This is a genomic window from Micromonospora sp. PRAS1 (assembly GCF_059553435.1).
In genome coordinates this window covers 70788-82467 of the sequence record NZ_JCANNB010000014.1, presented here as the reverse complement: position 1 = coordinate 82467, position 11680 = coordinate 70788, and the positions used below count along the sequence as shown (strand labels likewise).

Genomic DNA, 11680 nt, shown 5'->3' with positions numbered 1-11680 from the left:
GCCGGGCCGGACGCCTTGCCAGGGCATCCGTTCCAGCATTATGTCGAATCGCTAAACAAATTAATTCCGCTGAATCGGTTCATGGCAAGGTTTCGATAGGTAACGTTTCGATAACTACGAGCGACATTCACCTAGAGTCCACCCAAATCGCCGCGCCTGCCCAGACGGTGCCGGCCTGCACCTCATGAAGAGGCGCAGGCCGGCATGGATGGATCGGCTGCGGTCGGCCAGCTACCCAGGCGTGAGCCGGAAGTAGTCGAACGCGACAGTCTTTGAGGCCGTCTGGTTGGTGCCGAGGGTGAACAGCCCCACCTTCGGGGTCGTACCGACCGCGGTGCTCGTCAACGTCCCCAGGGTCGTCCAACTCGTACCGTCCGCCGAGTACGCGGCGGTGAAGCTGCTGCCGCTGCGGGACAGGCGCAGGTGCCAGATCCCCTGGGTCAGTGCGGTGGCCTGCGGCTGCGTACTCTGCACCACCCCGCCGACCTCGCTGCGGAACTCGATCCGTCGCGAGACCGGCTGACCGGCCACGTTGTCCGTGACGTAGTCGAACTTGAGGTAGTTGTCGTCGTCGGCGTACACCAGCAGACCCGCCTGCTGGTACTGCTCATTGAGCAGACTGCCGTCCACCCGGGTCTGGATCGTCCAGTTCCCGGCCGGGCTGTTCTGCAGGATGAAGTTCGTCGGCCCGGTGTTGCCGGTGCCGTAGATGTCACCGTTGGGCACGTCGATGCGCAGCGAGCCGTCGCTCACCCGGTACCGGGTCGCATCCTCCCGCACGATGGCGTTCCACCGGCACCTCTCCAGGCTGGCGCCGGTGAACTCGTCCGACGGCGTGGTGCCGCCGGTCGAGGTCTCCGGGGTGATCCGGAACCAGTCGAACTCGGCGTTCACCACCGGCGCGGTGGTGCCGCCGTTGAGGGCGAAGAGACCGATCCGGGGATTGGTGATCCCGGCCAGGGCGGCGGACCGGCCGACCGGGGTGAAGGTCTGCCCGTCGGTCGAATAGGCCGCGGTCAGGTTCGTCCCGTCGCTGGTCAGTCGCAGATGGATGGTGTCACCGGTGGGAGCCGCGGTGGAGTCGGTGCTCTCGTTGCGCGGTGTCCCGGCGCTCTCCCTGATGAACTCCACCCGGCGGCTGCCGCCGTAGAGCAGGTCCAGCTTGGCGTAGTTGTCGTCGTTGCCGTAGAGGATCAGGCCGGCCTGCTGGTAGTCGGCCCGAACCGGCGCGGTGACCCGGGCGGTCGCCTGCCAGGCCCCGCTGGGTGCGGGCTGAAGCACCAGGTTCGTCGCGTCGTTGCGGGTGCCGTACAGGTCACCCACCCCGGTGGGCAGGCGCAGTGCACCACCGGTGACCGAGTACGACTGGCTCTCCCGTACCACGCTCGTCCACCGCTGACGATCCAGCGAGGTGCCGGTGAACTCGTCGGACCGTGTCAGCCCCGGCTCGCCCTGGCAGGGATTGCCGGCCCCGTCCACCCGGATCTGCACACGTGCCTGGCCCCGCGCACCCCGACTGTCGGTGACCGTCAGGGTGGCGGTGTAGTTGCCCGGCGTGGTGTACGTGTGGGTGGCGTTTAGCGTGTTCGCGGCCCCGCCGTCGCCGAAGTCCCAGGCGTACGTCAGCGGGGTGTCCCCGTCCGGGTCGGTCGCCGTACCGGAGAAGGTCACGGCCAGTGGCGCGGTCCCGCTGGTCGGGGTGGCCGTGGCGGTGACCGTCGGTGGGGCGTTGCCGCTCACCCCGGGCCCGACGAAGTCCATCCAGTTGACGTTGAACAGGGTTCCGGAGCCTCGGTTCGGGTCCCGGGCGACGAAGTACAGCGCGCCCTCGGCGGCGGCGCCGTTGGGTATCTGCGCGGTGACGTTCGTGTAGGTCTGCCACGCCCCGGTGCCGGCCACGGTGGCGGTGGTGATCAGTGGTCCGTCGGCGGCCCCGGCGCGGACCTCGATCCGGCCACCGGCGTTGGCCGAGGCGACCCGGAACTGCACCGAGGTGACGCCGGTCAGGCTGGCCGGATCGACCGACCACCAGTCGCCGTCCTCGATGAAACCGATGTTCTGCCCGCCGCCTGCGGTGTCACCGGTGGTCTCCCGCTGCACTCCCGCGGTGCCACCCCCGGTGGCGCCCGCCACCCGGCCGGTGGCCGAGAAGTACTCGGCCTCCTTGCGCTTGGGCTGAAGGATCTTCAGCGCCCGGCCGGTCTGCGGCTCGGCTCCGTCGGATCCGCCCCGGTCGGTGTAGGTCGCCTCCAGCACGGTGAACACGTTCGCGTCCGCCCCGTGGCCGTCGGCGAGTTGGGTCTGCACCGTGCCGGTGCAGCCGGTGTGCCGCTCCAGCGGGTGGGCGTGCTCGTCGTGACCGAGGAGCACCTGGAGTTCGACGTCGTCGCAGTCGATCGTCCCGTCCTCCGGGTCGGTGACCCTGATGGTGTAGGCGACCTGGTCGCCCCAGGCGAAGAACCCGCCGTCCGGCGGGAACTCGATGGTGACGGTCGGGGCCGTGTTGCCGACGGTGATCGGCACATTCGCCACCGCGCTCCGTCCCGCCGGGTTGGTCACCCGCAACTGTGCGGTGTAGCTGCCGGACCGGGTGTACGTGTGGGTGGGGTTGGCCTGGGTGGAGGTACCACCGTCACCGAACGTCCAGGCGTAGCTGAGGGCCCCGCCGTCGGGGTCGCGGGAGCCGGCGCTGGAGAAGGTGACGGCCAGCGGCGGCGCCCCCGACGTCGGCGTGGCCGCGGCGACCGCGATCGGGGCGCGGGCACCGGCGGTGTAGTCGATCCGGTAGACGCCGGAGTTGTCGTTGTTGCCGCCGAAGCCGCTGCCCCACTCGATCAGGTACAACGCACCGTCGGGGCCGAACTCGAAGTCCATCGGCCGGACGAAGGTCATCTGGTCGAGGATGCGGTTGATGTCGACGAGTGACTTGCCGTCCCGGCTGACCTGCATGGTGTACATCCGCGACTGGTTCCACTCGCCGAACATCGCCTTGCCGTCGAAGTACGCCGGCCACTGCCGCCGGGACGAGATGTTCGGGTCGTACCGGTAGACCGGGCCGGCCATGGGTGCCCCGCCGCCGCCGATCTCCGGGAAGCGGGCGTCGCCGCCGTAGCCGTAGTCGACGGTGGCCGCAATGGCCGCCGGCAGGTTGGTCAGGCCGGTGTTGTTTGGCGAGTTGTTCACCGGCGCGGCGCAGTTGAACTTCGCCCCGCTCGGGCCGGACGGGAACTGGTAGTCGTTGTACGCCTGGTTGTTGCCGTGGCAGTACGGCCAGCCGAAGTTGCCGGGCCGGTCGACGATGTTCCACTCCACCAGGCCCGCCGGGCCCCGGTTCGCGTTCGCGGTGGTGGCGTCCGGACCGTAGTCCGCGACGTAGAGCACGTTGGTGACCGGGTCGATGCCGATCCGGAACGGGTTGCGCAGGCCCATCGCGTAGATCTCCGGCCGGGTCCGGGCGGTTCCCGGGGCGAACAGGTTCCCCGCCGGAATCGTGTACGTCCCGTCGGCCTGGGGCCGGATCCGGAGCACCTTCCCGCGCAGGTCGTTTGTGTTGCCGGCGGTTCGCTGCGCGTCGTAGTCCGCCCGGCCGGAGCGCTCGTCCAGCGGGCTGTATCCGCTGGACTCGAAGGGATTGGTGTTGTCTCCCGTGGCCAGGTACAGGTTGCCGGCGGAGTCGAAGACCATCGACCCGCCCATGTGGCAGCAGGTGTTGCGCTGGGTGGGCACCTGTAGGACGACCCGTTCGCTCGACGGGTTGATCGTGTCACCGGTGACGGTGAACCGGGACAGGTGATTGCGGGACCCGCCCGCGCTCGGGGCGTAGTAGAGCCAGATCCATCCGTTGCTGGCGAAGTTCGGGTCGAGCCGGATGCCGAGGAGACCGTCCTCGTTGCCGGCGAAGACACTCAGCCGCAGCGCGGTGACGGTCTGGCCGGTGTCCGGCTTGATGATCTGCACCCGGCCGTCCCGCTCGATGTAGAAGACCCGACCGTCTTCGGCTATGTCCAGTTCCATCGGATTGCTGGTGTTGCTGTCCAGCGTCACCTTCTCGAAGCTGGCGGCCCGGCCGGCGCCGCAGTCGGCGTGCACCACCCCGGCTGCGGTCTGGATGCCACCGAGCAGGTGCTGGAGGAAGGCGGCGTCGGCGAAGGATTCCTGGGTGTGCCCGCCACCGGTGTACCAGGACCGGCCACCGTCGTAGTTCTGGCACCAGGCGATCGGATGGTCGTGCCCCATCGCACCGCTGCCCGGGTTGTAGGAGCGTTCGTCGAGGGAGGCCAGCACCTGCACCTGACGGGAGCGGGGGTTGGTGCGGAAGTTGTACCACTCGTCGTAGCGGGACCACCGGTCCGGCAGGTGCCGGGTCGACTCGTGGGAGCGGTCCTCGACCTTGACCGTGGCCGTCTGGTTGGCCGGGTGGCTGTTGAAGTAGGCACCGACGAGTTGGCCGTACCAGGCCCAGTCGTACTCGGTGTCGGAGGCGGCGTGCACACCGACGTACCCGCCACCGGCACGTACATAGCGCTCAAAGGCCGTCTGTTGGCTGGCGTTGAGCACGTCACCGGTGGTCGACAACCAGATGACCGCCTTGAACCTGGCCAGGTTGGTGTCGGTGAAGGCGGCACCGTCCTCGGTGGTGACGACGGTGAACCCGTTCGCCGCACCGAGTTGCTGGATCGCGCGGATGCCGGCGGGGATCGAGTCGTGCCGGAACCCGGCGGTCTTGGAGAAGACCAGGACGGAGTACGGCTCCGCGTCCGCCGCGGCGACCGGGGCGGTACGGCTGGCGGCCTGGGCAGGACTGGCGGCCTGGACGGGGCTGGCGGCCTGGGCGAGGCTGACGGCCTCGGCGGTACGGCTGGCGGCCTGGGCGAGGCTGACGGCCTGGGCGGTACGGCTGGCGGCCTGGGCCGGTGTGGCGGTGAGGACGAGTACGAGGGCGAGTAGCGCCACGGTCACTGGGGCGAGCGTTGCTCGCCCACGACGGGGTCGGGGCACGGGGTTCTCCTCTGTCGAGGGCAGCAGGTCGGAGTGGGCGGCGGTGGTCACTCCGCGTCGGTCCGAGCGCTCATACCTGACGGGCGAGGTCTTGGTGGCGAGAAGCCGATCCGATCATTTAATTTGCGTACGTCGATTAGTTTCGGGCAAGACGCACCCTTGTAACGTTTGGGTAACGAGCTGCTTTATAAATTGGTGTAAGTCGTTGCATGTCGGTGTCTTTTTTCGGTCGCCAAGCCATGAAAAGCCGGGATGCATCGGCTGGACCCGGTCCCTCCGACCCTGCCGGACGGGGGTTGGCGCGGCCGGCGAAACGACGTACGGTGTCACCCAACGAACCCACGGGAGCCCGGTGCACCGGGCTGAGAGGGGGGCTGTGAGCCCCCGACCGTCGAACCTGATCCGGGTAATGCCGGCGCAGGGAGGAGTGTTGCCGTGCCGTCCCTGGGACGACTGCATCTGATCACCGACACCCGACCCGGGCGGGATCCGCTGACCGTGCTGCGGGCCGTGCTTCCGGTGGCCCACACCGAGCTTGTCGTCCAGGTCCGGGTCGAGGACACCGCGACCGACCGGCAGGCGTACGACCTGGCCCGGCAGGTGGTCGGGCTCTGCACGCCGTACGGGGTGACCTGCCTGGTCAACGACCGTCTGCACGTGGCGCTGGCGGCGGGCGCGGCGGGCGGCCACGTCGGCGCCGACGACCTGCCGGTGGCGGCGGCGCGACTGGTGCTCGGCCCGACCGCCGTGCTCGGCGCGACCGCGCGGGAACCGGGATCGGCCGTCGCGGCGGTCGACGCCGGAGCGAGCTACCTGGGCGTGGGGCCCTGTCACGCCACCACCACAAAGGACGGGTTGCCGCCGGCGATCGGCGTGGCCGGTGTCCGGGCGGTGGCCGAGGCGGTGAACGTGCCGGTGGTCGCGATCGGCGGCGTGACGGCGCAGGACGTGCCGGCGCTGCGAGCCGCCGGGGCGTACGGGGTGGCGGTGGTCGGGGCGCTCTCCGGTGCCGCCGATCCGGCCCGCGCCGCCGCCGAGTTGCTCCGGGGGCTCTCGTGTTAACAAGGGGCCCTTCCTCTACCGCAGGCGTTAACAAGGGGCCCTTCCTTGCACCTGATGTGGTGGTGGTGGGGGCGGGGCCGGTGGGGCTGGCGATCGCGTGGCGGTGTGCACAGCGAGGGCTGCGCGTCGTCGTGCGCGATCCCGCCCCCGGGTCGGGCGCGTCGCACGTCGCGGCCGGGATGCTGGCGCCGGTGGCCGAGGCGTACTTCGGTGAGCGGGAGTTGACCGGGCTGCTCACCGAGTCCGCCGCGCGCTGGCCGGGCTTCGCCGCCGAGCTGACCGAGGCGACCGGCACCGACCTCGGGTACCGGACCGAGGGCACCCTGATGGTCGGTCTCACCGCCGACGACCTGGCCGAGGCGCGCCGACTCTGGGCGTACCAGCAGGGGTTGGGGTTGCCGGTGACGCCGCTGCGCCCCTCCCAGCTGCGGGAGCGCGAACCGGCGCTGGCGCCCAGGGTGCGTGGCGGTGCGCTCGCCGCCACCGACCACCAGGTGGACCCGCGCCGGCTGGTGCCGGCGCTGCGGCTCGCCGCCGAGCGGGCCGGTGCGGTGCTGGTGCCCGAGCCGGTCCGGAATCTGGCCCACGTGGCGGCCGGGGTGACCGTGGTCGCGGCCGGCTGCGGCGCCGCCGCCCTCACCGGGCTGCCGGTCCGTCCGGTGAAGGGCCAGGTGTTGCGGCTGCGGGCACCGGATGGCGGTCCGCCGGGCTTCCGGCACGTCATCCGGGGGTACGCCGACGGCGAGCACGTCTATCTCGTGCCGCGCGACAGCGGCGAGGTGGTGGTCGGTGCCACCGTCGAGGAACGCTCCGATGTGGACGTCTCGGCCGGCGCGGTGCTGCGGCTGCTGCGCGCCGCCGTCGACCTGCTGCCGGAGCTGGCCGAGTACGACCTGGTGGAGACGATCGCCGGGCTGCGACCGGGTACGCCGGACAACGCCCCGATCCTGGGGCCGCTGCCCGACCGCCCGGACGTGCTGGCGGCCACCGGCCACCACCGGCACGGGATCGTGCTCACCCCGGTCACCGCAGACCTGATCACCGGCCTGGTCACCGGGGACGCCCGTGCCGAACCACTGCTCGAACCCTTCCGGCCGGACCGGTTCCACCCCGTGGTGGATGACGTCGACGGGCGGGGCACGACCGCTGTCCCGGCCGGGTCCGGGCGGCCGAGTTCAGCCAGGTCCGGGCGGTCGAGGTCGTCAGCCGGATCCGGGCGGTCGAGTTCGGCCGGGTCCGGGCAGCCGAGGTCGTCGGTCGGGTCCGGGCGGTCGAGGTCGGTCGGGTCCGCGCAGTCGAGGGAGGACGACAGATGGAACTGACGGTGAACGGTGCCGGGCAGAGCGTGCCGGACGGGGTCACGGTCGCCGAACTGGTCAAGCGGATCACCCCGCAACAGCGCGGCGTGGCGGTGGCGGTGAACGGCGAGGTGGTGCCGCGTACCGGCTGGCCGGGGACGGTGCTGCGCGGCGGCGACCGGGTCGAGGTTCTCAGCGCCGCGCAGGGCGGGTGAGCAGGGTGGACGCCGAGACAATGGACTTCCGGGCGGACGCCGGGGCGGACTTTGAGCTGGGCGGGGTGCGGTTCGGCTCCCGGCTGATCCTCGGTACCGGCGGGGCGGCCAACCTGCACGTGCTGGAGCAGGCGATCCGGGCCTCCGGCACCGAGCTGGTCACCCTGGCGCTACGTCGGGTGGACACCGTTCCGGGTGGCTCGGGCGGCCTGCTGGACCTGCTCGACCGGTGCGGCGTACGGCTGCTGCCGAACACGGCCGGGTGTTACACGGCGGGCGAGGCGGTGAAGGTGGCCCACCTGGCCCGGGACGCGTTCGACACCGACTGGGTCAAGCTGGAGGTGATCGGCGACGAGCGGACCCTCCTGCCCGACGGGGTGGAGCTGCTGCGCGCCGCCGAGGAACTGGTCGCCGACGGGTTCACCGTGCTGCCGTACACCTCGGACGATCCGATCCTGGCCCGCCGGCTCGCCGATGTCGGCTGCGTGGCGGTGATGCCGGCCGGATCGCCGATCGGATCGGGGCTCGGGGTCGCCAATCCGCACCACATCCGGCTGATCCGGCAGAGCGTCGACGTGCCGGTGATCCTGGACGCCGGGATCGGCACCGCCTCCGACGCGGCCCTGGCCATGGAGCTGGGCTGCGACGCCGTGCTGCTGGCCAGCGCGGTCACCCGCGCCGCAGATCCGGTGGCGATGGCCACCGCGATGCGGCACGCCGTCGCCGCGGGCCGCCTCGCCTCGGTCGCCGGCCGCATCCCGCGCCGCTTCCACGCCCTCGCCTCCACCCCCGACGAAGGCCGTCCCGAGCTGTGACCGCCGATCTTGTGAATCCTGGTACGGGAGCGCCCCTCGGGGGGTCGGTTCGTACCGAGATCCCCCGGATTTCGGGTCTGGTGCTGCTTACCGATCGGCGTGCGGTGGGGCAGGGTGCGCTGATCGACGTGGTGGCGGGGGCGGTGGCGGGGGGAGTGCGCTGGGTGGTGCTGCGGGAACTGGACCTGCCGCGCGCCGAGCGGCTCGCCCTCGCCACCGAGCTGCGGCCGATCGTGGCCGCGGCCGGTGGCGTCCTCGCCATCGCCGGGCCTGACCCGCTGCTCGACACCGACACCGACGCCGACGCCGACACCGACACCGGTTCGCGTCCGCCGGTGGTGCTGCACCTGTCGGCGGCAGGTCCCTACCCACCGCCCGCCGTCGACCTGGTCGGCCGCTCCTGCCACGACGAGGCCGAGCTGCGCCGGCTCAGCACCGAGGACTACGTGACCCTCTCGCCGGTGTACCCCACCCGGACCAAACCCGGCTACGGCCCGCCCCTGCTCCCCGGCGGGCTGGCCGACCTCGTCCGGCTGAGCCCGGTGCCGGCCCTCGCCCTCGGCGGCATCGAGACCCCGGCCCAGGTACGCGCCTGTGTCGAGGCGGGCGCGGCCGGAGTCGCCGTCCTCGGCGCCATCATGCGAGCCGCCGACCCGGAACAGGCCGCCGCCACCCTGACCACCGCCTTCCACCAGGCGATCGCAACCACCGAAGGAGAGCCGTGACCCCCACCACCGTGCTCACCGTGGCCGGTTCGGACTCCGGCGCTGGTGCCGGCATCCAGGCCGACCTGAAGGTCTTCGCCGCGCTGGGCGCGTACGGCACGAGCGTGCTCACCGCGATCACCGCCCAGAACACCCGAGGTGTGGACGCCGTCCTGCCGCTGCCCCCGCAGACGGTCACCGACCAACTCGACAGCGTGCTGTCGGACTTCGCGGTGCGGGCGGTCAAGACCGGAATGCTCGGCACCCCGGCGGTGGCGGGCGCGATCGCCGACGCGGCGGCGGCCGGCCGGCTGCCGGAGCTGGTCGTCGATCCGGTGCTGGTCGCCACCAGCGGGCACCGGCTCGGCGTGGTGGAGGCGGTGGAGCGGCTGCTGCCGTACGCCCGGCTGGCGACCCCGAACATCGCGGAGGCCGCCGCCCTCACCGGAGCACCGGTGACAAGCGTCGAGGAGATGGCGGTGGCGGCGCGGGCGCTTGTGGCCGGTGGGCCGGAATGGGTGGTCGTGACCGGCGGTGATGTGACCGCCGGGGACGAGGCGGTGGACGTGCTGCACGGTCCGGACGGGACGACCGTGTTGCGTGGCCCGAGGGTGCCGACCCGGCACACCCACGGGACGGGGTGTTCGTTCTCGGCGGCCGTCACCGTACGGCTGGCGCTGGGGGATCCGGTGCCGGCGGCGGTCGCGGCGGCCAAGCAGTACGTCACCCGTGCGCTGACCGGCGCGCGGGACTGGGAGTTGGGTGCGGGACGCGGCCCGCTGGACCACTTCGGCTGGTCCGCCTGATCAGGGAGGTTGTCATGCAGGCACGTCGCAAGGTGTACGTCGAGGGATCGCGGCCGGACCTCCGGGTGCCGTTCGCGGAGGTGGAGCTGACCGGCGACAATCCGCCGCTGCGGCTCTACGACACCTCCGGGCCGGGCTCCGAGCCGGAGGTTGGCCTGCCTCCGTTGCGGGGGCCGTGGATCGCAGAGCGGGGCGATGTGGCGCCGGTGCGCGGTGCCGGCACCCCGTTGGGCGGGGCGGAGGGGAAACGGCCGACGCAGCTCGCGTACGCCCGGGCCGGGATCGTCACGCCCGAGATGGAGTTCGTGGCGCTCCGGGAGGGCACGGCGCCGGAGTTCGTCCGGGACGAGATCGCGGCCGGGCGGGCGGTTCTGCCGCTCAACATCAATCATCCGGAGTGTGAGCCGGCGATCATCGGCAAGGCATTCCTGGTCAAGGTCAACGCCAACATCGGCACCTCGGCGGTGAGTTCCTCGGTGGCGGAGGAGGTGGAGAAGCTGACCTGGGCCACCCGCTGGGGAGCGGACACGGTGATGGACCTCTCCACCGGCAAGCGGATCCACGAGACCCGCGAGGCGATCGTCCGCAACTCGCCGGTGCCGATCGGCACGGTGCCGATCTACCAGGCACTGGAGAAGGTCGGCGGTGACCCGGTCAAGCTGAGCTGGGAGGTGTTCCGGGACACCGTGATCGAGCAGGCCGAGCAGGGCGTGGACTACATGACCGTGCACGCCGGGGTACTGCTGCCGTACGTGCCGCTGGCGGTGGACCGAGTGACCGGCATCGTGTCACGGGGCGGCTCGATCATGGCCGCCTGGTGCCTGGCGCACCACGAGGAGAACTTCCTCTACACCAACTTCCGGGAACTCTGCGAGATCCTGGCCCGCTACGACGTGACCTTCTCGCTCGGCGACGGGCTGCGGCCCGGCTCGATCGCGGACGCCAACGACGAGGCTCAGTTCGCCGAGCTGCGCACCCTGGGCGAGCTGACCAAGGTGGCCTGGGAGTACGACGTCCAGGTGATGATCGAGGGCCCCGGACATGTGCCGATGCACAAGATCAAGGAGAACGTGGATCTCCAGCAGGAGTGGTGCCACGAGGCCCCGTTCTACACGCTCGGCCCGCTGACCACCGACATCGCACCCGCGTACGACCACATCACCTCCGCCATCGGCGCGGCGATGATCGGCATGTTCGGCACCGCGATGCTCTGCTACGTCACCCCGAAGGAGCACCTGGGGCTACCGGACCGGGACGACGTCAAGGCCGGCGTGATCGCGTACAAGATCGCGGCGCACGCGGCCGACCTGGCCAAGGGCCACCCCGGTGCCCAGGCGTGGGACGACGCGCTCTCCAAGGCGCGGTTCGAGTTCCGCTGGGAGGACCAGTTCAACCTCTCGCTGGACCCGGAGACCGCACGGTCGTACCACGACGCGACGCTGCCCGCCGAGCCGGCGAAGACGGCCCACTTCTGCTCGATGTGTGGGCCGAAGTTCTGCTCCATGAAGATCACCCAGGACCTCAAGGAGTACGCGGCCCGCGGCATGAAGGACAAGTCGGACGAGTTCGTCGCCTCCGGCTCCCGCGTCTACCTCCCCCTGGCCTGACCCCCACCGCCCACCCCACCCCCACCGCCCGCCCCGCCCGCCCCGCCCCGCCCCACCGCCCGTCGATCTTGCACTTTGTGTCGGGGTGAATGCCTCATTCAGGGCATATTGGCGACCGTAAGTGCAAGATCGGCGGGCGGGAGCGGGCGGGGGCGTGGGCGGGGGCGGGGGCGGG

Annotated in this window: 8 protein-coding genes and 1 riboswitch; of the genes, 7 read left to right on the top strand and 1 reads right to left on the bottom strand. The window is 71.3% G+C overall.

The window, feature by feature from the left end:
- Positions 1 to 231: 231 nt before the first annotated feature.
- A complete protein-coding gene (locus AC507J_RS15610; protein WP_496289881.1) occupies positions 232 to 4998 on the bottom strand; it encodes a ThuA domain-containing protein in 4767 nt (1588 codons plus the stop codon).
- A gap of 331 nt (positions 4999 to 5329) precedes the next feature.
- A riboswitch (TPP riboswitch) is annotated at positions 5330 to 5439 on the top strand.
- Between AC507J_RS15610 and thiE the strand changes: the two genes are divergently transcribed.
- The 7 genes from thiE to thiC all read left to right on the top strand — a co-directional run bounded on the left by thiE (position 5434) and on the right by thiC (position 11505).
- Entirely contained in the window at positions 5434 to 6060 is a 627-nt protein-coding gene (gene thiE / locus AC507J_RS15605; RefSeq protein WP_496289880.1) for a thiamine phosphate synthase, read from the top strand. Its footprint overlaps the riboswitch before it by 6 nt.
- On the top strand, positions 6054 to 7382 hold the full coding sequence (gene thiO / locus AC507J_RS15600) for a glycine oxidase ThiO (RefSeq protein WP_496289879.1): 1329 nt from the start codon (positions 6054 to 6056) through the stop codon (positions 7380 to 7382). The genes thiE and thiO overlap by 7 nt, the downstream gene beginning before the upstream one ends.
- Positions 7373 to 7573, top strand: a complete 201-nt coding sequence (thiS, locus tag AC507J_RS15595) for a sulfur carrier protein ThiS (RefSeq protein ID WP_496289878.1) — start codon at positions 7373 to 7375, stop codon at positions 7571 to 7573. Before thiO ends, thiS begins: the two co-directional genes overlap by 10 nt.
- A gap of 20 nt (positions 7574 to 7593) precedes the next feature.
- Positions 7594 to 8388 carry a thiazole synthase gene (locus AC507J_RS15590; protein WP_496289961.1) on the top strand — a complete coding sequence of 265 codons (795 nt, stop codon included), beginning with the start codon at positions 7594 to 7596 and terminating at the stop codon, positions 8386 to 8388.
- A 59-nt stretch (positions 8389 to 8447) separates the two neighbouring features.
- Positions 8448 to 9113, top strand: a complete 666-nt coding sequence (locus tag AC507J_RS15585) for a thiamine phosphate synthase (protein ID WP_496289960.1) — start codon at positions 8448 to 8450, stop codon at positions 9111 to 9113.
- Positions 9110 to 9898, top strand: coding sequence for a bifunctional hydroxymethylpyrimidine kinase/phosphomethylpyrimidine kinase (gene thiD / locus AC507J_RS15580; RefSeq protein WP_496289877.1), 789 nt, complete (start codon positions 9110 to 9112; stop codon positions 9896 to 9898). The genes AC507J_RS15585 and thiD overlap by 4 nt, the downstream gene beginning before the upstream one ends.
- Before the next feature lie 14 nt (positions 9899 to 9912).
- Positions 9913 to 11505: a phosphomethylpyrimidine synthase ThiC gene (thiC, locus tag AC507J_RS15575; RefSeq protein WP_496289876.1), complete on the top strand. Its 1593-nt coding sequence runs from the start codon at positions 9913 to 9915 to the stop codon at positions 11503 to 11505.
- Positions 11506 to 11680 lie beyond the last annotated feature (175 nt).

Excerpts from the sequence above, each read along its gene's own strand:
- thiS (WP_496289878.1), top strand. The coding sequence starts at position 7,373 with ATGGAACTGACGGTGAACGGTGCCGGGCAGAGCGTGCCGGACGGGGTC.
- AC507J_RS15590 (WP_496289961.1), top strand. The coding sequence starts at position 7,594 with ATGGACTTCCGGGCGGACGCCGGGGCGGACTTTGAGCTGGGCGGGGTG.
- thiC (WP_496289876.1), top strand. The coding sequence starts at position 9,913 with ATGCAGGCACGTCGCAAGGTGTACGTCGAGGGATCGCGGCCGGACCTC.